The organism is Frigoribacterium sp. PhB118 (assembly GCF_003751725.1).
Classification (GTDB): domain Bacteria; phylum Actinomycetota; class Actinomycetes; order Actinomycetales; family Microbacteriaceae; genus Frigoribacterium.
This window is the reverse complement of record NZ_RKID01000001.1, coordinates 101023-121220: the sequence shown is the minus strand read 5'-3', so window position 1 is coordinate 121220 and position 20198 is coordinate 101023. Positions and strand designations below refer to the sequence as shown.

Sequence of the window (20198 nt, the reverse complement as noted above, 5' to 3'; positions counted from 1 at the left end):
GACGCCGCCCGGGGGTCCGTCACTCGGGCAGGGCTGCTTGTCCCTCGCGCTCGTCACCGGCGACGCCGGCTCGCAGCCCCTCGCCACGGAAGAACGCCGGCCGCAGACGGGCGTTGACGAGCATGAGGACGACGCCCACCACCAGGATGAGCACGCCGAGCACGAAGACGAGGCCGACGCCGCCGATGTTGGAGCCGCTGCCGTAGTCGGGGTCCATGCTGTCGACCAGGGTCGTGACGAAGAGCACCGCCAAGATGATCCCGCCGACGAGCGGTGCCGCGATCTGGAAGAACAGGTTGCGGAGGCCGGAGCGCCACTGCCGGCGGAAGTACCAGACACAGGCGAACGCGGTCAGGCCGTAGTAGAAGCAGATCATCATGCCGAGCGTGGTGATGGTGTCCCACAGGACGTCCTCGCTGATGAAGCGCATCACGGCGTAGAAGCCACTGGCGACGACGGCCGACGCGAGGGTGGCGTACCCGGGGGTGAAGAACCGGGGCGAGATGCGGGCGAACTTCGGCGAGAGGGCACCGTAGTGCCCCATGGCCAGCAGGGTGCGGGCCGGTGACACGAAGGTCGACTGGAGCGAGGCGGCCGAACTGCTGAGCACCGCCAGCGACATGAGGATCGCGAGGGGGCCGAGCACGGGGCCGGCGAGGGCCGAGAACGCGTTGCCCTGGATGTCGGGGTTGCCAAGGCCGACGCCCGTGCTGCCGAGACCGGCGAAGGTCATCGACGCGAGGGAGACGAGCAGGTAGACGAGCACGATGATGACGACGGTGAGGGTGGCCGCGCGCCCGGGGGTCGTCCGCGAACCGCTGGTCTCTTCGGACATCGTCAGGGTGACGTCCCAGCCCCAGAAGATGAAGATCGACAGCGACAGCCCGGCGGCGAAGGCCGAGAAGGTCGGGACGGTCAGCGGGTTGAACCAGTCGAGCGACACGGCGGTGGCGTCGAACGCCGAACCGCCGCCCACCCGGACGAACGCCACGATCGCGAACCCGACCAGCACGACCAGCTGGAACCCGACGAGCCAGTACTGCACCTTCTGCGTGGTCTGCATGTCGCGGTACGAGATGATCGTCGCCCCGGCCATGAAGGCCAGGCAGGTGACCACGTTCACGAACGGGTTGGTGGCCAGGTCGGCTATCGCCGGGTTCGAGAAGAGCTGACCGAGCAGCAGGTAGAAGAAGTCGACCGCGATGCCCGCCAGGTTGCTCAGGACCACGATCGTGGCGACGACCAGCCCCCAGCCCGCCATCCAGCCGACCCACGGGCCGAAGGCACGGACGCCCCAGGTGAACGACGTCCCGCTGTCGGGCATGGCACTGTTCAGTTCGCGGTAGCCGAAGGCGACGAGCAGCATCGGGATGAAGCCGACCAGGAAGATCGCGGGCAGGTGGGTGCCGACCTGGGCGATCGTCGGCCCGAGCGCACCGGTCAACGTGTAGGCGGGCGCGATGCACGAGATGCCGATGACGACGGCCCCGATCAGGCCGACGCTGCCGGCGCTGAGCCCCTTCGACGAGAGCGTCTGGTCGGCGGTGACTCCGGACTTCTTGAGGATGCTCACGGGGTGGTCCCTTCGTCGCCGGTGCCGTCGAGGACGGCATCGTGTCGGGTCGTGCGGGGATCGTGGTCACGGGGAACCACCACGAGGGGGACGGGGACGCCGCGGACGATCTTCGCGGCGACGCTGCCCAGGAACAGCCGGTGGGGCTGGGCGAGGCGGCTCGAGCCGACGAAGACGATCTCGTCGGCGTGCCATGCCAGGGCCCGGATCGCGTCGCCGATCCGCGGCCCGGGAGCGATCTCGACCGACACGTCGACCGAGTCGGGGACGGACTCGAGGGCGATGTCACGCATGCGCTCCGCGTGTTGTCGGGCCTCTTCGCGGAGTGCCCGCGACCGTTCGTCGCGGCCTCCCTCGCCGACGTCGTCGAGGGGCACGAGTGAGACCAGGCGGACCGGCAGGTGCGCCGAGGACGCGACGGCCACCGCGGTGTCGACGACCGCGCGCGCCCCGGGCCGGGTGCCCACGGCCGCCGTCACGTGTCCGAACGACGCGATGCCCCGCCCGGCGAAACCCGCCGGGGCGATGGCGACCCCCACGGAGGCGGTGTGCACGAGGACTCCTCCGACGCTGCCGAGGTAAGGTCGCCCGAACGCGCCCTCTTTGCCCGCTCCGATGACGACGGCCTCGGCACCGAGGTCGTCGGCTGCACTCAGCAGCCCCTCGGCGAACGTCTCGGCGCGGACGAGGTGCGTCGACGCGGTGACGCCGGCGGGCAGCCCGGCTCGCGCCTCCTCGAGCCATCCCGCGGCGAGGTCGTCGAGGTGACGCTCGTAGCTCGGCCCCACCGGGACGAGCGAGGGTCGACCCTGGTCGTGCAGGACGAGGACGAGGTCGAGGCGAAGGTCGAGGGTGCCCGCCAGCGCCACGCCGAGGGCCAGGGCGTCGTGCCCGGCGGGAGTGTCGAGGTAGCCGACGACGACGGACCTCACGGCCGGTCACCGACCGCCTGGCCGGCGGGCTCGACCGGCGCCGCGTCGTCGGCGAGGTCGGCGACGATCTCGGCGGCGACCTCGTGGCCGACGCGGATCGCCCCGTCGACGTGCTGGAACCCCTCGGCGGCGATGTCGCTGGACGAGAACCGGATCGGGCCGACCGGAACGCGCTGGTCGTGGCCCCAGCGCGACAGACCGCCGAGGTCGAAGCTGGTCGCGTAGGCTCCGCCGGTCCATTCTTCGCTGACCCAGTCGCTCTCGAAGTAGACCGCGGGCTGCAACGCCTGGTCGCCGTAGTACGAGGCCAGGGACTCCAGGATCACGCGCTGCCGCTCGTCGGTGGGCAACGCGAGCAGGCGGTCGGCCTTCTCGTCGCTGACGAAGCCGACGAGGGTGCCGCGGGGGTCGTCGTGGTTCGAGTTGTCGTAGGCCTCGTGCACGACCTGGTAGGGGCTGAAGGCCGTCCCCGACAGGCCCGCGTCACGCCAGAACGGGGTCTCGTAGACGGCGTGGACCTTGATGACGAGACCGAGCGAGACGTGCTGGTGCCAGTGCAGACGACGGGCCGGCAGGGCCGGGACGTAGTCGATGCGCGAGTAGAGGTTGGGCGGCACGGCGACGACCGCGTGCCGGGCCTCGACCCGCAGGTCGGAGGTCGTGGCGACGACACCCGCATCGGACCATTCGAGGGTCTCGACCGGCTGGCCGAGGTGCACCGCGTCGCCGAGCCCAGCCGCGAGGGCGAGCGGCACGCTCTGGAGGCCCCCGACGACGCGTTTGTCCAGGATGAAGTCGGCGTCGACGAGGTTGCTGAAGCTGCCGGCGCTCGAGGCCATCTGCAGGGCCTGCAGCAACGAGAAGGCGTGGGCGGGCTTGGTGAGCATGGCGTCGGCGATGAACAAAGCGATGTTGTCGCGTGCCTCGACGTCGTCCGTCTGCTGCTCGAGCCACGCGGCGAACGACACGTGGTCGTACTCGCGGGCGCGCGGGTGCGCCCACGGCGCGGTGACGTCGACCTCGGCGACCAGCTCGTCCATGACGGCGATGAGCCGCTCGATCTCGGACTTGGTCTCGTCCGATGCGGGAAAGATGTCGCCGGTGAAACGCGAGGCCGTGCCGTCGGGCGAGACGTAGACGCTCTCGCCGTCGCGCCATCGCGAGTAGGTCTCGAGCCCGAGCTCGCCGAGGGTCTCGATGAGCGCGGTCTGGTCGGGCGAGACCCACTGGCCGCCGAGCTCGAGCATCGCCCCGTCGACGGTTTCGGTGCGCAGTCGCCCGCCGACGCGGTCGCGCGCCTCGAGCACGGTGACCGTCAGGCCGGCCGCCCGCAGGTCGGTGGCGGCGGTGAGCCCGGAGGCCCCGGCGCCGATCACGACGACGTCGCTGGTGAGGGTCTCGGTCATGGTGTGTTCTCCGTCGTGGTCGTGGTCGTTATTGCGGGTGGGGGTGTCGTCGATCAGGAGGCGCGGGGCGAGGAGTGCGCGCTCATCACGTGCTTGACGCGGGTGTAGTCCTCGAGGCCGTAGGCGCTCAGGTCTTTTCCGTAGCCGGAGCGCTTGAACCCGCCGTGGGGCATCTCGGCGGCCAGCGGGATGTGGGTGTTGATCCACACACAGCCGAAGTCGAGGTCGCGGGCGAAGCGTTCGGCCGTGGTGTGGCTGTCGGTCCAGACGCTCGAGGCCAGGGCGTAGGGCACTCCGTTCGCCAGTTCGAGGGCCTCGTCGGCCGTCCGGAACGATTGGACGGTGAGCACGGGGCCGAACACCTCGTCCTGCACGACGGCGTCGTCCTGTCGGACGCCCGTGACGACCGTCGGCGCGTAATGGAAACCGGTGTCGCCCACGCGGAACCCACCGGTCGCGATCGTGGCGTGTTCGGGCAGGGCCTCGACGACGGCGCTGACCGCAGCGAAGTGACGCGCGTTGTTGAGGGGGCCGTACGAGGCACCGTCGCCTGCCGCCACGCCGGTCGTCGTCGCCTCGGCCGCCCGGACGAGAGCGTCGACGAGGTCGTCGTGGAGCGACTCGTGCACGATGACGCGCGTCACGGCCGTGCAGTCCTGCCCGGCGTTGAAGAAGGCGGCCTCGGCGAGCTGCGGTGCCACGACGTCGACGTCGACGTCGTCGAAGACCACGGCAGGGGCCTTGCCACCCAGTTCGAGGTGGACGCGGGCGACCCGCTGCGCCGCCGAACTCGCCACGGCGACGCCGGCCCGGACCGAGCCGGTGATGGCGACGAGCCCGGGCACGGGGTGCTCGGCCAGGGCCTGGCCCGTCGAGGCATCACCCAGAACGACGTTCAGGACCCCGTCGGGCAGGATGCCCCGGGTCAGCGAGGCGAGGACGAGCGTGGACTCCGGGGTGGTGTCACTCGGCTTGAGCACGACGGTGTTGCCTGCGGCGAGCGCAGGGCCCAGTTTCCAGACGGCCATCATGAGCGGGTAGTTCCAGGGGGTGACCTGGGCGACGACGCCGATGGGTTCGCGTCGGACCGACGACGTCAACCCGTCGAGGTACTCGCCGCTGGCGATGCCGTCGAGCCGCCGTGCGGCGCCGGCGAAGAACCGCAGCTGGTCGGCCCCGACCGCGACCTCTTCGGCCGCGATGATCGCCTTCGGCTGGCCGGTGTCGCGGTGCTGGGCCTCGACGAGTGCGTCGCTGTGCGCGTCGAGGGCGTCGGCCAAGGCGAGCAAGGCCGTCTGACGAACCGACGGGGTGGCTCGACTCCAGCCGGGGAAGGCCCGGGCCGCGGCTGCGACGGCGAGGTCGACGTCGACGTCGTCCGACACCGGGGAGGTCGCGACGACTTCTTCGGTGACGGGCGAGACCACGTCGATGGTCTCGGTGCCGTGGGCGTCGACGAACTCGCCGTCGACGAAGTTCTGCAGGGTCGCCATGGTGTCCTCTCGGTGGTGCGGATCGTGCGGTCGATGATGGCGGTGGGCGACGTCGGGCGGCAAGGGCGGACGCCGGGCCGGGCGGCGGGGTCTCAGCCGTTCGGCACGAGCGCGTACGTGGTGTCGAGGTACTCGTGGATGCCCTCGCGCCCGCCTTCGCGACCGATGCCGGACTGGCCCACTCCGCCGAACGGCGCGGCGGCGTTCGACACGAGGCCGGTGTTGACGCCGAGCATCCCGACGCGGAGGCGGCCGAGCAGTCGGTGCCCGCGGGCGAGGTCGGTCGTGTAGAGGTAGGCGACGAGGCCGTAGGGCGTGTCGTTCGCGAGCCGCACGGCGTCGTCCTCGTCGACGAAGGTCGTCACGGGGGCCACCGGACCGAAGATCTCGTCGTGCATCAGGGCGGCGTCGCGGGGCACGTCGGAGAGCACCGTCGGGGCGAAAAACGAACCGGGACCGCCGAGGGGCCCACCGCCGACCACCACGCGGGCACCTCGGGCGACGGCGTCGTCGACGAAGGCCGCGCACGACTCGACGGCACGGTCGTCGATCAGGGGGCCGATGGTGACCCCGTCGTCGGTCCCGGCGCCGACGACGAGCGCCCGGACGCGGTCGGCGAGCCGCCGCACGAACTCGTCTGCGACGGACTCGTGCACGAGCAGCCGGTTGGCTGCCGTGCAGGCCTGACCGGTGTTGCGGAACTTCGCGAGCATCGCACCGTCGACGGCGGCGTCGAGGTCGGCGTCGGCCATGACGACGAAGGGTGCGTTGCCACCGAGCTCCATCGAGGTCCGCAGGACGTTCTCGGCCGACTGGGCCATGAGCGCCTTGCCCACGGCCGTCGACCCGGTGAACGAGAGCTTCCGGAGGCGCGGGTCGGCCAACAGGGGGCCGGTCACCCCGCGAGCGTCGGTCGTGGTGAGCACCGTGACGACGCCGTCGGGCAGTCCGGCCTCGCGCAGCAGCTCGACGAAGGCGATCGTCGTGAGCGGCGTGAGCTCGGCGGGCTTGACGACCACGGTGCAGCCGGCGGCCAGGGCCGGAGCGATCTTGCGCGTGGCCATCGCGAGCGGGAAGTTCCAGGGAGTGACGAGGTAGCACGGGCCCACCGGGCGGTGCGTGACGATCATCGTGCCGGTGCCTTCGGGGTTCGGGCCGTAGCGCCCGTCGATGCGGACGGCCTCTTCGGCGAACCACCGGAGGAACTCCCCGCCGTAGGCGACCTCGCCCCGGGCCTCGGCCAGGGGCTTGCCCATCTCCCGAGTCATGAGGAGGGCGAACTCTTCTCGCCGCTGCACGAGCAGGTCGAAGGCCCGGCGCAGGATCTCACCGCGGGCACGAGACGGCGTGGCAGCCCAGGCGTCGGCAGCGGCCACGGCCGTGTCGAGTGCGCGCACGGCGTCGGCGGGCGACTGGTCGACCACATGTGCCAGCACTTCGCCGGTGGCAGGGTCGTGGACCGGGAACGTCGTCGTGCCACGCTCGAACGATGCGCGGTGGTCGCCCTCGACGAACACGGCGGTCTCACGGGGCAGCACCGGGAGCCGCCCCGGCGGGGGGCTGGGCAGGAGGCGCGTGTTCGGGTTGCGCACCTCCTGCCGCTCGGGGGTGACGGACCGGCCGTGCACGGACACCGTGCCCGTCACGAGCTCGCCAGGGCCGCGGCGACGACGTCGAGGCCGTCGTGGAGCAGGTCGTCGCCGATGGCGAGCGGGGGCAGGAACCGGATGACGTTGCCGAAGGTGCCGCAGGTGAGCACGATGACCCCCTGAGCGTGGCACGCGGCCGCGACCCGACCGGTGAGCTGGGCGTCGGGCTCGCCGGTCGACGGGTCGACCAGTTCGACGGCGATCATGGCTCCGCGACCGCGGACGTCGCCGATGCGTGGGTCGTCTGCCTGGAGGCCACGCAACCGCTCGAGCAGCAGGTCACCGATCTGGGCGGCACGCTCGACGAGTCCGTCGTGCTCGTACGCCTCGATCGCGGCGAGTGCCGCGGCGCACGCGACGGGGTTTCCGCCGTAGGTGCCGCCGAGCCCACCGACGTGCGGGGCGTCCATGATGTCGGCACGGCCCGTGACGGCCGACAGCGGCAGGCCGCCCGCGATTCCCTTGGCCGTGACGACCAGGTCGGGGACGATGCCCTCGTGCTCGCTGGCGAACATCCGACCGGTGCGGGCGAAGCCCGTCTGCACTTCGTCGGCGATGAAGACGACGTCGTGGAGCCGACACCACTCGACCAGGGCCGCCAGGAAGCCGGGGGCGGGCACGATGAAGCCGCCCTCGCCCTGGATGGGCTCGATGACCACGGCGGCGAGGTTCGCGGCACCCACCTGTTTCTCGATCTGCTGGATGGCGCGAGCGGCGGCCTCTCGACCCGTGACCCCTCCGTCACGGTACGGATACGACAGGGGTGCCCGGTAGATCTCGGGGGCGAACGGGCCGAAACCGCTCTTGTACGGCATCGCCTTGGCCGTCAGCGCCATCGTCAGGTTGGTGCGTCCGTGGTACGCGTGGTCGAACGCGACGACCGCCGAGCGCCCGGTGTACGACCGCGCGATCTTGACGGCGTTCTCGACGGCCTCGGCACCGGTGTTGAAGAGGGCGGAGCGCTTCTCGTGATCGCCGGGGGTCAGCCGGTTGAGGGCCTCGCAGACGGCGACGTAGCCGTCGTAGGCGGTGATCATGAAGCACGAGTGGGTGAAGCGCTGCACCTGCTCGACGACCGCGTCCACGACACCGGGCGCCGAGTTGCCCACACCGGTGACGGCGATGCCCGAACCGAGGTCGATCAACGAGTTGCCGTCCACGTCGGTGAGGACCCCACCGCCCGCTGCCTCGGTGAAGACGGGCAGGCTGACCCCGACGCCCGCGGCGACCGCGATCCGTTTGCGATCCATGAGCTCGCGACTGCGGGGGCCGGGGATCTCGGTGACGAGTCGTCGGCGCTGTTCGAGGCCGGGGCCCCCGCGCGGGATCGAGACGGTGGTGGTGGTCATGCACTGCTCCTTCGACGTTGCGGCGACTCTAGGGACGGGTGCCGCGCCTCCTGAAGTGCCTGAATGTCCCGATCCGTCCCGTCGTCTGCCGATCTGGCACTCGACGGGTATCGTCATCCCATGAGACCCACGGTCCGAGCCCTCGTCCGCCACGAGCCGCTGGGCCTCCGGCTGCTCGACCCGACCACCCGGCTCGACGAGCCGTTGTCGTGGGTGCATTCCTCCGACCTCGACGACCCCTCGCCGTTCCTCGACGACGCCACCATGCTGCTCACCACGGGCACCCAGTTCGACGAGGACGCGGGACCGGTCGACTACGACGCCTACGTCGACCGTCTCGTGGCCCGAGGCGTCGTCGCCCTCGGCTTCGGCACGGGCGTTCGGCACCCGTCCACCCCCGTCGCGCTCGTGGTGGCCGCGTCGGCCCGCGGAGTCCCCGTCGTCGAGGTGCCCTATGGGACGCCGTTCATCGCCGTCGTCCGCTGGGCCGCCGACCGACTGGCCGAGGAGGCGCGGGCGCGGGACCGGTGGACGCTGCGGGCCCAGCGCGCCGTCTCGGTCGCCGCCATCGGCGAGGGGGGTCTCACTTCGGTCCTGCAGGTGCTCGCGGACCAGTTGGGCGGGTCGGTCGTGCTGTACGGGGACGAGGGCCTGCCACGGATCGTCGCCAAGGTCGACGGTGCCGCCGCACGACGCGCGGACGATGCGGCGCTCGCCGACGACGAGGTGGGTCGGCTGCTGCGTCGAGGCGCTCGCGCGGGCAGCACGCTCACCTCGCCCATCGCGGTCACGACGCTGCAGACCCTCGGCCGCCGCGAGGACCTCCGCGGCGTGCTGACGGTGACCACGACGCACGATCTCGACCTGGCCGCGCGCGCCGTCGTCACGAGCGTGGTCGCGCTCGCCGAGACGACCCTCGAACGCGACGCCGCACGCATCCGTGGCCAGCGCGAACTGTGGCGTCAGGTCTGGTCGCTGCTCGTCTCGGGCGAGGTCGACACCGCGCGAGCCATCACCCGTGCCGTCGGGGTCGGCCTCGTCGAGGGAGCCGTCCTCGTGGCGCTGATCCGACCCTCGACCGCGAGCTCGACCCGGGCCACGGAGGCGTTCGAACGGCTCGCGGCCGGCCGTTCGGACGTCTTCGTCGCCCCCCTCGACGACCGTCTGGTCGTGATGGCGACCCCGGGCGCCCTCGACCTCGTCGCACTCGCAGCCGCCCACGACGTGCGGATCGGCGTCTCGGACCCCACCCACCACGACCGACTCGCCGGGGCCCTGGCCCAGGCCGAACGCGCCCTGGCTGCGGCCGTCTCGTCCAGCGCCGCGGACACGGAGGCGGTGGTCACCTGGGCCCGCATCGCCGCGTCGGGCCTCGTCGCCGCGCTCTGGACCGACGAAGCCGCGGCGATCGCATCGGTCCGGCTGGCCGCGGTCGTCGACCTGTCCGACGGCGACGACCTGCTGACCTGCTGCCGGACCTGGCTGGAGCACAACGGTGCCTGGGACCCCGCGGCACGCGTGCTCGGACTCCACCGACACAGCCTGCGGGCCCGCATCGCGAAGGTCGAGCACGCCCTCGGCGTCTCGCTCGACGACTTCGCCGAGCGGGCCGAACTCTGGGCCCTGCTCGAAGCCGCAGGGGCACGCGGGTCCAGCTCGTGACGACGGCGCCGCTCGTCTCCTCGGCGAGCGCGGACGCCCCCGCCGTGCCCGTCCGGTGGTACGAGCCCTGGCCGGGGTCGGCCGTGGAGCCCGGCCCGACCCGGCGGTCACAGCCCCTCGGGCTTTCCCCAGGCCCTCGTGATGAACGCCGAGCGCGACAACATGCGTGCTTCGGGCGACCTCTTCGCCGCAGAGCTCGCCGAGGCAGGGGCCGACGTGCAGCACCACGTGCTGCCGGACACCCGCCACGCATTCTTGAACCGGCCCGGCCTCGCCGAGTTCGCCCACACCGTCCAACTCGTCGCGGAGTGGACCCGCGGCAGCGAGCCTGCCCTGCCGACGGCTGCTCAGCGGGACCGGCTTGACTGGTTGCCGTGAACACGCTCATCGTCACCGCCCACCCTGATCGCGATTCTCTGACCGCCGGCCTCGCCCGGCGACTGCAGGAGGCCCTGCCAGCGGACTCTGTCGAGCTGGCCGATCTGGCGGCGGAGGGTTTCGACCCGCGCTTCGGTCCGGCGGACCGTGAGGCCTACCGTGGTCACGGGGAAGCTCCCTCCGACGTCGTGCGCGAACAGGAGAAGATCGACCGAGCCGACCACCTCGTCCTGGTGTTCCCCGTCTACTGGTGGTCGATGCCCGCCCTGATGAAGGGCTGGATCGACCGGGTCTTCGTCAACGGGTGGGCGTTCGCGACCGACCCCGAGGGTGGCACGCGCCGCATGCTCGGACGGTTGACCGTCCATCTGCTCGGCGTGGCCGGCGACTCGGCCGGCACGTACGAACGACATGGCTACGAGACCGCCATGCGGACGCAGATCGAGCACGGGATCGTGGACTACGTCGGCGCCCGACGCGGCGCGACGATCGTCCTGCACGAGTCCGAGGGAGCCGACGCCGCAGCTCGGAACGCACTCGTCGACGAGGCCGTCGACACGGTGGCCCGTGCCGTCCTCGGGAACGCGCCCCGCGCCTCCTCGGCGTCGTAGTCAGCGGAAGTCGCCGACCTGACGGTCGACGGGCACGGTGCGCTCGACGACGACGTCACCCGTGTGGGCCGTCGTCGTGGTCTCGATCAGGACGATCTCGACCTCGTCGTCGGCGACGGGGTTGTGCTGCACGCCCCGGGGCACGACGTGGAACTGGCCCGGGGTCAGCACCACCTCGACGTCGTCGGGCAGCTGGATGCGCAGGGTGCCCGAGACGACGAGGAACATCTCGTCCTCGGCGTCGTGCGCGTGCCAGACGAGTTCGCCGAGCAGCTTCGCCACCTTGACGTACTGGTCGTTGACCCGTCCGACGACCCGAGGCGTCCAGTGCTGGGTCACCTGGCGGAGTTCGGCCGCGACGTCGATTCCCTGGAGTGCAGTCATGGGGCCATCCTCCCGTGCCGGGCCCCTCGCGGACGCCGGGGAGGGATGACAGCATGGAGCATGACGTCGAATCCCCCGCCCCCGACGGGCCGCACCACGTGGCGCATCCTCCTCGCCGTCGCCGTGACGATCGCGGCGGCCTCGATGGTCCTGATCGTCCTCGATCCGGGGAAGTCGGGGTCGTACTTCACGCTGATCGGCATGCTCTGCCTGATCTGGCTGAGCGTCACCAACCTTCGACGACTGCGGTAGATCGGGTCAGAACACGGCCACCGTCATGCCGGCGGAGGTCGCCGGTCGGTCCATGGCGGCCACGGCGTCGGGCAGGTCGTCGAAGGCGATGATCCGACCGATGGACTCCTGCGGACGCAGTCGGCCCGCGACGACGTCGTCGAGCATCGCGGCGTACTCGCCCACCGAGATGCCGTGACTGCCCAACAGTTCGAGTTCGTCGGCGATCACCCGCCCCATCGGGATCACCGGGGCGGCCTCGTCGTCGAGCAGCAGGCCCACCTGGACGTGTCGACCCCGCGGACGGAGGGACGCGACGGACGCCGCGGACGTCACCCGGCTGCCGAACGCGTCGAGGGCGACGTCGGCGCCTCCGCCGGTGAGGGTTCGGACCCGGTCGACGGCGAGGTCGTCCATGGGGACGGTCTCGGCACCCAGGTCGGCGGCCCGTTCGAGGGCGGCGGGCGAGATGTCCGACGCGACGACGTGAGCACCGGCGGCCACCGCCACGGCGACCGCCGAGAGGCCCACTCCGCCGCAGCCGAAGACGGCGACCCACTCACCCGCCCGGACGCGGGCCCGGGCGTGCAGGGCGTGGTACGCCGTGCCGAAGCGGCAGCCGAGCGCCGCCGCCTCGACGAAGCCGACCTCGTCCGGCAGGGCGATGACGTTCACGTCGGCGTGCGGGACGACCAACGACTCGGCGTACGAGCCGGGAAGGGTGAAGCCGGGCTGCTGCTGACGCGAGCACACCTGGGTGGCACCGGCACGGCACTCGTCGCACGTGCCGCAGGCGAAGACGAACGGGGCGGTCACGCGGGTGCCGACGGCGACCCGGAAGACGTCGGCACCCACCGCCGTCACCACGCCCGCGAACTCGTGGCCCGGCACGTGGGGAAGGCGCACCGTGTCGTCGTGACCCCTCCAGGCGTGCCAGTCGCTCCGGCACACCCCCGTGGCCGCGACGCGGACCACGACGCCGTGGGCGGGCGGCACGGGTGCCGGGAGGTCGACGATGGTCGGGATCGACCCGAACTGGTCGTACTGGACGGCGCGCATCCCCCGATCCTGACACGAGCGGGCGGACCGGAGGCTCCCCGCCGCGGACGGCGACGGCCCACACCGGGTAGGAACGGTGCATGAGCCTCGCATCCACCCTCCTCCGCCTGACCGTCGGCGGCTTCTTCGTCGGCCACGGACTCCAGAAGCTGACCGGCGCCTTCGACGGTCCCGGACTCGCCGGCACCGAGCAGATGATGGCCGGCACGGGGATGCACCCCGCCGCCCGCAACGCCCGTCTGGTCGCGGTCACCGAGACCGCCGGCGGTGCCGCCCTCGCCCTCGGCGCGGCGACCCCGCTCGCCGCCGCCGGCATCGTCGGCACGATGGTCACCGCCGTCCGCAAGGTGCACCTCTCCAAGGGCCCGTGGGTGACCGAGGGCGGCTACGAGTACAACGCCGTCCTGATCGCCGCCGCCGCCGCCCTGGCCTCGGGCCCCGGCGGGCCGTCGGTCGACCAGCTCTTCGGCAAGAAGTCGTGGGGTGCCGGCGGAACGGTCTTCGCGCTCGTCGCCGGCGTCGTCGCCTCGTTCGTGGCGGTCGAGCTCGGCAAGCGGGCCACTCCCCCGGCCGAGCCGGGCTCGGACTCCTCGGCGGGCTGACCCGCCTCCCTCGTCTCGTCCCCAGGGCGCGACCCCCGACGTCGGGTGGTCGCGCCCTCCGTCCGTCCGGCGGGTGACGGTGGCCTCTGCGAGCATGGGGCCATGACACCGACGAGCACCGCGACCGACATCGACGCCGAGGCACTCGACCTGCTGCGGGCGCTCACCGGGCGCGACGACGCCGTCTTCCACGACGGCCAGCTCGAGGCCATCCGGGCGCTCGTCGCCGATCGTCGTCGAGCCCTCGTCGTCCAGCGCACCGGCTGGGGCAAGTCGGCGGTGTACTTCATCGCCACCCTGCTGCTGCGTCGACGGGGCACCGGCCCGACGCTGCTCGTCTCCCCCCTGCTCGCCCTGATGCGCGACCAGGTCGCCGCAGCCGCCCGGGCCGGGGTCCGGGCCGTCGCGGTCAACTCGGCGAACGCCCACGAGTGGTCCGACGTCCAGCAGCAGCTCGTCGACGACGAGATCGACGTGCTGCTCGTCTCCCCCGAACGACTCAACAACCCGCGGTTCCGCGACGAGCAGCTGCCCGTCCTCATCGCCCGGCTCGGCATGCTCGTCGTCGACGAGGCGCACTGCATCTCCGACTGGGGCCACGACTTCCGGCCCGACTACCGTCGCCTCGCCGACCTCATCCGCACCCTGCCCTCGGGCGTGCCCGTCCTGGCCACGACGGCCACGGCCAACGCCCGCGTCGTGGCCGACGTCGCCGAGCAACTCGCCGTGGGGCCGGGCGACGAGGTGCTGACGATCCGGGGGTCGCTGGCGCGCGCCTCCCTGCGGCTCGGGGTGCTGCAGCTGCCGACCTCGCGCGACCGACTCGGCTGGCTGCTCAGCCACCTCGCCGACCTGCCCGGCAGCGGCATCATCTACACGCTCACGATCTCGGCCGCCGACGACACCGCCCGCCTGCTGCGCGAGGCCGGGCACGACGTGCGGTCGTACTCGGGCCGCACCGACCCCGAAGAACGCGAACAGCTCGAACAGCGCCTCAAGGGCAACGACCTCAAGGCACTGGTCGCCACGAGCGCCCTCGGCATGGGCTTCGACAAACCCGACCTCGGCTTCGTGATCCACCTCGGCGCGCCGTCGTCGCCCGTCGCGTACTACCAGCAGATCGGCCGTGCGGGTCGCGCCACCGACAACGCCGACGTGCTGCTGCTGCCCGGCACCGAGGACGCCGAGATCTGGCAGTACTTCGCCACGGCCTCGATGCCCTCCGAGGCGCGGGCGGCGGCCGTGCTGGCCGAGCTGGGCGAGACGCCGCTGTCGACGCCAGCCCTCGAGGCGCGGGTCGACGTCAAGCGCACCCCGCTCGAACTGATGCTCAAGGTGCTCGACGTCGACGGTGCCGTCCGTCGGGTCCAGGGCGGCTGGGTGAGCACGGGCGAACCCTGGGTCTACGACGCCGAACGCTACGACCGCATCGCCGCGGCCCGGGTCGCCGAGCAAGAGTCGATGCTCGCGTTCGAGCGCGGCGAGTCCTGCCGCATGCAGATGTTGCAGGTCGACCTCGACGATCCGGCCGCCGAGCCCTGCGGGCGGTGCGACGTCTGCGCGGGCACCTGGTACCCGACCGACATCGCCGGCGAGGCGGCGACCTCGGCCGCGAGCACCCTCGACCGGGTCGGCGTCGAGATCGACCCCCGGGCCCAGTGGCCCACGGGCGCCGACCGGGCCGGGGTCGCCGTCAAGGGCAAGATCCCCGAGGGCGAACGGGTCGAACCGGGTCGGGCGCTCGCCCGACTGACCGACCTCGGGTGGGGCAACACCCTCCGCGAGGTCTTCGCGGCGACGGCCCCCGACGCTCCCCTGTCGAAGCACCTGCTCGACGGGGTCGTGCGCGTCCTGAAGGAGTGGCCGTGGGCCGAACGCCCGGTGGGGGTCGTCGCGATGCCGTCGACGTCACGGCCGCAACTCGTCGGGTCGCTCGCCGAGGCGATCAGCACCGTCGGGCGGTTGCCGCTGCTCGGCACGCTCGGCAGCGCCCGCCCCTCGGCGGGCCGCGGCCAGGGCGGCAACAGCGTCTACCGTCTGGCCGACGTCTGGCAGTCCTTCGAGGTCGGCCCCGAGTTGGCCGCGGCCCTCGCCGACGTGTCCGGGCCGGTGCTGCTCGTCGACGACCTGGTCGACAGCCGCTGGACGCTCACGGTGGCCGGACGCGACCTGCGCCGCGCCGGTGCCCCCGCCGTGCTGCCCTTCGCCCTCGCGGTGGTCGGCTGAGTCGTCCGCGGCGGGCCACCGCATCGTCCCCGGCGGGCCACCGCGTCGTCCGACGCGAGACCGCCGAGGCCCGCTCAGCGCTCGAACCGCATGCCGTCCCGGGTCAGGGTGCTGTGCCGCATCAACCAGACGTCGCGAGGGTAGTTCTGGTGCATCCGCCAGGGTGACCGCGATCCCTGCCGGGGCATCAGGTGCACCCCGCGCGACACGTACCCGCTCGTCAGGTCGATCAGGGGGCTCGTCGGTCCGGGCCGCTCCGGCGCGATCGGCACGGCCGACCGGTACCCGTGACGATCGGCGTGACGCAGCAGCCGGGCGACGTAGTGCACGACGAGGTCGATCTTCAGCGTCCACGACGCGTTCGTGTACCCGATGGCGAACGCCAGGTTCGGCACCCCTGAGAGCATGAACCCCTTGTAGGTCAGCCGGGTCGCCGGGTCGACCTCCACCCCGTCGACCGACAACCGCATGCCGCCGAACAGCAACAGGTTGAGCCCAGTCGCCGTGACGACGACGTCCGCGGGCAACTCGTGTGCCCGCTGGCCGTCGCGACCCGCGACCCGGATGCCGTCGGCCGTGAACGAGTCGATCTCGTCGGTCACGATCGACGCCGATCCCGAGCGCAACGCCCGGAACAGGGCGCCGTCCGGGGTGATGCAGAGACGCTGGTCCCACGGGTCGTAGCTCGGCTGGAAGTGCCGGTCGACGTCGAAGTCGTCCGGCAGGCGCCGGGCCACCTGCGCCCGGAGGAACGCCTTCATCTTCTCGGGAGAGCGCCTGCTCGTCTGGAAGCTGAGCAACGCCATGCCGATGCTGCGCCACCGGATCAGCCGGTCGTCGACGGCCTGCGGCAGCAGCCGACGCCAGGCGCGGGGCTCCTTCCGGCGCGAGGGAAGGGACAACACGTAGGTCGGCGAACGTTGCAGCATGGTGACCTGCTCGGCGCTCTCGGCGAGGGCGGGCACCAGGGTCACCGCCGTCGCCCCCGATCCGATCACGACGACGCGCTTGCCGCTCACGTCGAGGTCCTCCGGCCAGTGCTGGGGGTGCACGACGCGTCCGGCGAACGAGTCCTGCCCCGGGAACGCGGGCGACCAGCCCTCGTCGTAGCGGTAGTACCCCGAGCAGACGAACAAGAACGAGCACGTGATCGTGACGCGACGAGCCGCCGGGGCGGCACCCGCGCCTCCTGCGCTCGGCTCCTCGCCGGCGGCGGACGACGCGGCCGCTGCCACCGCGCTCGCGACCTCGATCATGACGGTCCACCGGGCCTCGGCGGAGGACCAGTCGGCCGCGACAACGCGGTGCCCGAACCGGATCAGCCCGGCGACGCCCGTCTCGTCGGCCGTGTCCCGGACGTACTCCCTGATCGCCTCGCCCGGGGCGATCGCCCGCGCGTCGCGCCAGGGTCGGAACCCGTAGCCGAGGGTGAACATGTCGCTGTCCGACCGGACCCCCGGGTAGCGGAAGAGGTCCCAGGTGCCGCCGATCGCCGCGCGGGCCTCGACGACGGCCAGGCTGCGACCGGGGAAGTCCCGGCGGAGCTGCGCCGCCACGCCGACTCCGGACAGGCCGGCGCCGACGACGAGCAGGTCGACGTGCTCGACGCCTCCCCAGGCGGGGCGGTCGTCACCACCGGCGGGGCGGTCGTCGCCTTCGCCCGGGACCGAGGAGGCGCGGGTCGCGTCGCTCACGGGACCAGCACGATCCGGATCGGGTCGCCTTCCTTGCGTTCGAGCATCTGCACCGCCCGTTCGGCCTCGGCCAGGGGCACGGTCGCGCTCACCGACCGGGAGAACTCGAGCCTCCCCCGGGCCGTCAGCGCGACGAGCGTCGTGACGTCGGCGGGCTCGGAGCCGTAGTGGCCGAGGACCTGCTGCTGCAGGAAGCTGAACTTCGTGCCGTCGGTGATCGTGATTGGCTGGTCCGACAGGCCGACGAGCGTCAACCGTCCCCGGTAGCCGAGGCAGGCGATGGCCTGCTCGCGCACGGCGGGCACCCCCGCGAAGTCGAAGGCCCGGGCGAGTCCGCGGCCACCGGTCGCCCGGCCGAGCGCCACGGCGAAGTCCGGGTCGGCGGGATCGAGCGCGAGGTCCGCACCGAACTCGAGCGCCCGGGCCCGGGCACCGGGCAGGGGGTCGACCGCGACGATCGGCGCGGCGCCGAGCAGGGAGAGCAGCTGGACGGCGTGGGCGCCGAGGCCGCCGACGCCCCAGACGCCGACCGCCGTGCCGGGCCGGGTGTCGGCGGTCGTGGTGAGCGCAGCCCAGGGAGTCGACACGGCGTCGGGGATGAAGCAGGCCTGCTCGAACGGCAGGGAGTCCGGGATCTTCACGACCGTGTCGGCGCGGGCCACGGCGAACTCGGCCCACCCGCCGTCGTAGTCGACGCCACGGGTGAAGACCTGGCCGTCGCGCTCCTCGCCGGCCTGCAGCAGCACGCGGTCGCCGACGGCGACGTGCGTGACGCCGTCGCCCACCTGGTCGACCGTGCCGGCCACCTCGTGGCCGAGGGTGACGGTGTCGCCCGGCAGGTGCAGCGGCGTGAGCGACCCCTGGATCAGGTGCACGTCGCTCAGGCAGACGCCGGCCGCGGCCACGGCGATGCGCACCTGCCCCGGGCCGGCGTCGGGGGTGGGCACCTCGGTGACCGAGAAGTGGCGGGTGCTGACGTCGAGGCGTCCGGCGAGCATGGTGGCTCCGTCCTGCGGGGCCCGGTCGGTCGGCTCTGACCGCGGGGCGTGACCGCACATCGGGTGCGACGGTACGCCTCCGACACGGATGTTGCACGCTGCACCCGCCGCGGGTCGGCGGGCCGACGGCGAGACCCCGGGACGTCGCCGAGACCCCCGCGCACGCACGGGGGTCTCGGCGACGATCCGGGGTCCGAGGCGGGTCCTACGCGCGACGGGGCTCGTCGTCCGCGGCGGCGTCGGCGAGGTGCTCGTCGGCCCGCCGACCGTCGGTGCCGACCATGGCGTGCAGCGAGCCGGTCGAGATGCGGTCGGGCGAGGTGCCCTCGAGCGAGCCCAGCCCACCCGCGCGACCGTCGAGCAGGCGCGCGGCGGCCGGGCCGGCCGAAGCGGAGCCCGAGCCCGAGTCCGAGTCCGACCCCGAGGAGGCGCCGTGACCGTCCGCGTTCATGGTCGCCTCGTCGAAGGGCGCACGACCCGACAGCACGGTCTCGACGCGGTCCTTGTCGATCTGCTTGGTCCAGGTGCCGACGAGGATCGTCGCGACGGCGTTGCCCGTGAAGTTGGTCAGGGCGCGCGCCTCGGACATGAACCGGTCGATGCCGACGATGACGCCGACGCCGTCGACCAGGTCGGGGCGGTGTGCCTGCAGGCCTCCCGCCAGGGTGGCGATGCCGGCACCCGTGACCCCGGCGGCACCCTTCGAGGCGATCATCATGAACAGCAGCAGCGAGACCTGCTCGCCGACGTTGAGCGGCGTGCCCATGGCGTTGGCGATGAAGAGCGACGCCATGGTCAGGTAGATCGCCGTGCCGTCGAGGTTGAACGAGTAGCCGGTGGGCACCGTGATGCCGACGACGGGCTTCGAGACGCCGAGGTGCTCCATCTTGGCGATGAGGCGGGGCAGCGCGACCTCGCTCGACGAGGTCGAGACGATCAGCAGGTACTCGCGTCCGAGGTACTTCATCACCCGGAAGATGTTGACGCCCGTGACGAGCTTGAGGATCGTGCCGAGCACGACGGCGACGAAGAGGATGCACGTGATGTAGAAGGCGACCATCAGGGTGCCGAGCGCCACGATGGCGGCGACGCCGGTCTCGCCGACCACCGCGGCGATCGCACCGAACGCGCCGATCGGGGCGACCCACATGATCATCGCGAGGATGCGGAACACCAGCACCTGCAGGTTGCGGACGCCCTCGAGGATCGTCGCGCCCCGATCGCCCATGCGCTGCAGGGCGAAGCCGACGAGCAGGGCCACGAACAGCGTCTGCAGGATGGAGCCGCTGGTCAGCGACGACACCAGCGTCTCGGGGATGATGCCGAGCAGGAAGCCCGCCGTGCCACCGGCCTCCTCGGCGGCGGGCGCCTCGTATCCGGTCGAGCCGATCATCAGGCCCTCGCCCGGGTGGATCAGGTTGCCGACCACGAGGCCGATGGCCAGGGCGAAGGTCGACATCGCGATGAAGTAGCCGAGCGCGAGCCCGCCCACCTTGCCGACGGTCGCGGCCTTGGCGATGGAGCCGACGCCGAGCACGATCGTGCAGAAGATCACCGGCGCGATCATCATCGAGATGAGCGACACGAAGGCCGTGCCGATCGGTTTCAGCTGCACGGCGACCTCGGGTGCCGTGAGGCCGACGACGATGCCGGCCGCGACGGCCACGATCACCGCGATGTAGAGCCAGTGCGAGCGGTCGATCCGGCGCCGGGGGCGGACGCCGCCCGTCGTCGTTCCGCCGGGTGTGGGGGTCTGCGGGCCCTTGTGCGTCTTTGCCATGGGGGTCTTCCTCGAGCTCGTGACCGGCGGCGTCGTCGTCGACGGTCGTGCGGGGTTCGTCGCCGCGACTCTCGTCGGTCGCCGGGTGGACGTCGACGTTGTGGTCATACTGGTCGCGCCGGTGGTGCGTCATGATGGACGCCGGCCGCAGCGCAGCGAGGAGCCCGCCCG

16 protein-coding genes and 1 pseudogene are annotated in these 20198 nt (G+C 72.2%); 6 read left to right on the top strand and 11 right to left on the bottom strand.

Annotation, left to right across the window (positions count from 1 at the left end; all coding sequences use genetic code 11):
• Positions 1 to 19 precede the first annotated feature (19 nt).
• From EDF21_RS00480 to gabT, 6 genes are all read right to left on the bottom strand, one after another.
• Positions 20 to 1573, bottom strand: coding sequence for an APC family permease (locus EDF21_RS00480; protein ID WP_056258763.1), 1554 nt, complete (start codon positions 1571 to 1573; stop codon positions 20 to 22).
• Positions 1570 to 2505, bottom strand: coding sequence for a universal stress protein (locus tag EDF21_RS00475; RefSeq protein WP_123569965.1), 936 nt, complete (start codon positions 2503 to 2505; stop codon positions 1570 to 1572). Before EDF21_RS00475 ends, EDF21_RS00480 begins: the two co-directional genes overlap by 4 nt.
• Positions 2502 to 3911, bottom strand: coding sequence for an NAD(P)/FAD-dependent oxidoreductase (locus EDF21_RS00470; protein WP_123569964.1), 1410 nt, complete (start codon positions 3909 to 3911; stop codon positions 2502 to 2504). The genes EDF21_RS00475 and EDF21_RS00470 overlap by 4 nt, the downstream gene beginning before the upstream one ends.
• Before the next feature lie 53 nt (positions 3912 to 3964).
• Positions 3965 to 5404 (bottom strand): aminobutyraldehyde dehydrogenase, encoded by a 1440-nt coding sequence (locus tag EDF21_RS00465; RefSeq protein ID WP_123569963.1) that lies wholly within the window; start codon positions 5402 to 5404, stop codon positions 3965 to 3967.
• 92 nt (positions 5405 to 5496) lie between these two features.
• On the bottom strand, positions 5497 to 6921 hold the full coding sequence (locus EDF21_RS00460; protein WP_233568382.1) for an NAD-dependent succinate-semialdehyde dehydrogenase: 1425 nt from the start codon (positions 6919 to 6921) through the stop codon (positions 5497 to 5499).
• A gap of 125 nt (positions 6922 to 7046) precedes the next feature.
• The gene (gene gabT, locus EDF21_RS00455) at positions 7047 to 8402 is read right to left on the bottom strand and encodes a 4-aminobutyrate--2-oxoglutarate transaminase (protein ID WP_123569962.1); all 1356 of its coding nucleotides are present in this window, start codon (positions 8400 to 8402) and stop codon (positions 7047 to 7049) included.
• A gap of 120 nt (positions 8403 to 8522) precedes the next feature.
• Here gabT and EDF21_RS00450 point away from each other — a divergent pair, with 120 nt between their 5' ends.
• From EDF21_RS00450 to EDF21_RS00440, 3 genes and pseudogenes are all read left to right on the top strand, one after another.
• Complete coding sequence (locus EDF21_RS00450; protein WP_158612823.1) at positions 8523 to 10064, top strand: PucR family transcriptional regulator; 1542 nt, start codon at positions 8523 to 8525, stop codon at positions 10062 to 10064.
• 123 nt (positions 10065 to 10187) lie between these two features.
• A pseudogene (locus EDF21_RS00445) lies at positions 10188 to 10442 on the top strand (alpha/beta hydrolase); the annotation flags it as partial.
• Positions 10439 to 11053: an NAD(P)H-dependent oxidoreductase gene (locus tag EDF21_RS00440; RefSeq protein WP_123569959.1), complete on the top strand. Its 615-nt coding sequence runs from the start codon at positions 10439 to 10441 to the stop codon at positions 11051 to 11053. The pseudogene EDF21_RS00445 and the gene EDF21_RS00440, both read left to right, overlap by 4 nt.
• On the opposite strand, the gene EDF21_RS00435 is transcribed toward EDF21_RS00440, so the two are convergent.
• Complete coding sequence (locus EDF21_RS00435) at positions 11054 to 11437, bottom strand: cupin domain-containing protein (RefSeq protein ID WP_123569958.1); 384 nt, start codon at positions 11435 to 11437, stop codon at positions 11054 to 11056.
• A gap of 60 nt (positions 11438 to 11497) precedes the next feature.
• On the opposite strand from EDF21_RS00435, the gene EDF21_RS00430 reads away from it, so the two are divergent.
• Positions 11498 to 11689, top strand: a complete 192-nt coding sequence (locus tag EDF21_RS00430) for a hypothetical protein (RefSeq protein WP_123569957.1) — start codon at positions 11498 to 11500, stop codon at positions 11687 to 11689.
• A gap of 6 nt (positions 11690 to 11695) precedes the next feature.
• On the opposite strand, the gene EDF21_RS00425 is transcribed toward EDF21_RS00430, so the two are convergent.
• Entirely contained in the window at positions 11696 to 12727 is a 1032-nt protein-coding gene (locus EDF21_RS00425; protein ID WP_123569956.1) for an alcohol dehydrogenase catalytic domain-containing protein, read from the bottom strand.
• 80 nt (positions 12728 to 12807) lie between these two features.
• Between EDF21_RS00425 and EDF21_RS00420 the strand changes: the two genes are divergently transcribed.
• Both EDF21_RS00420 and EDF21_RS00415 read left to right on the top strand, forming a co-directional pair.
• A complete protein-coding gene (locus EDF21_RS00420) occupies positions 12808 to 13329 on the top strand; it encodes a DoxX family protein (protein WP_056044783.1) in 522 nt (173 codons plus the stop codon).
• Between the two features lie 102 nt (positions 13330 to 13431).
• Positions 13432 to 15555 (top strand): ATP-dependent DNA helicase RecQ, encoded by a 2124-nt coding sequence (locus EDF21_RS00415; protein ID WP_123570748.1) that lies wholly within the window; start codon positions 13432 to 13434, stop codon positions 15553 to 15555.
• A gap of 74 nt (positions 15556 to 15629) precedes the next feature.
• Here the strand turns inward: EDF21_RS00415 and EDF21_RS00410 are convergent, their stop codons facing one another.
• From EDF21_RS00410 to EDF21_RS00400, 3 genes are all read right to left on the bottom strand, one after another.
• Positions 15630 to 17249 carry an NAD(P)/FAD-dependent oxidoreductase gene (locus EDF21_RS00410; RefSeq protein WP_123569955.1) on the bottom strand — a complete coding sequence of 540 codons (1620 nt, stop codon included), beginning with the start codon at positions 17247 to 17249 and terminating at the stop codon, positions 15630 to 15632.
• Entirely contained in the window at positions 17246 to 18247 is a 1002-nt protein-coding gene (locus tag EDF21_RS00405; RefSeq protein WP_056044789.1) for a zinc-binding dehydrogenase, read from the bottom strand. Before EDF21_RS00405 ends, EDF21_RS00410 begins: the two co-directional genes overlap by 4 nt.
• 205 nt (positions 18248 to 18452) lie before the next feature.
• Positions 18453 to 20027: a cation:dicarboxylate symporter family transporter gene (locus EDF21_RS00400; RefSeq protein ID WP_123569954.1), complete on the bottom strand. Its 1575-nt coding sequence runs from the start codon at positions 20025 to 20027 to the stop codon at positions 18453 to 18455.
• Positions 20028 to 20198: the final 171 nt, after the last annotated feature.

What these genes read in the sequence shown, in the direction of transcription:
- EDF21_RS00470 (WP_123569964.1), bottom strand. Translation starts at nt 3,911, where the DNA reads ATGACCGAGACCCTCACCAGCGACGTCGTCGTGATCGGCGCCGGGGCC.
- EDF21_RS00465 (WP_123569963.1), bottom strand. Translation starts at nt 5,404, where the DNA reads ATGGCGACCCTGCAGAACTTCGTCGACGGCGAGTTCGTCGACGCCCAC.
- gabT (WP_123569962.1), bottom strand. Translation starts at nt 8,402, where the DNA reads ATGACCACCACCACCGTCTCGATCCCGCGCGGGGGCCCCGGCCTCGAA.
- EDF21_RS00450 (WP_158612823.1), top strand. Translation starts at nt 8,523, where the DNA reads ATGAGACCCACGGTCCGAGCCCTCGTCCGCCACGAGCCGCTGGGCCTC.
- EDF21_RS00435 (WP_123569958.1), bottom strand. Translation starts at nt 11,437, where the DNA reads ATGACTGCACTCCAGGGAATCGACGTCGCGGCCGAACTCCGCCAGGTG.
- EDF21_RS00430 (WP_123569957.1), top strand. Translation starts at nt 11,498, where the DNA reads ATGACGTCGAATCCCCCGCCCCCGACGGGCCGCACCACGTGGCGCATC.
- EDF21_RS00425 (WP_123569956.1), bottom strand. Translation starts at nt 12,727, where the DNA reads ATGCGCGCCGTCCAGTACGACCAGTTCGGGTCGATCCCGACCATCGTC.
- EDF21_RS00420 (WP_056044783.1), top strand. Translation starts at nt 12,808, where the DNA reads ATGAGCCTCGCATCCACCCTCCTCCGCCTGACCGTCGGCGGCTTCTTC.
- EDF21_RS00415 (WP_123570748.1), top strand. Translation starts at nt 13,432, where the DNA reads ATGACACCGACGAGCACCGCGACCGACATCGACGCCGAGGCACTCGAC.
- EDF21_RS00405 (WP_056044789.1), bottom strand. Translation starts at nt 18,247, where the DNA reads ATGCTCGCCGGACGCCTCGACGTCAGCACCCGCCACTTCTCGGTCACC.
- EDF21_RS00400 (WP_123569954.1), bottom strand. Translation starts at nt 20,027, where the DNA reads ATGGCAAAGACGCACAAGGGCCCGCAGACCCCCACACCCGGCGGAACG.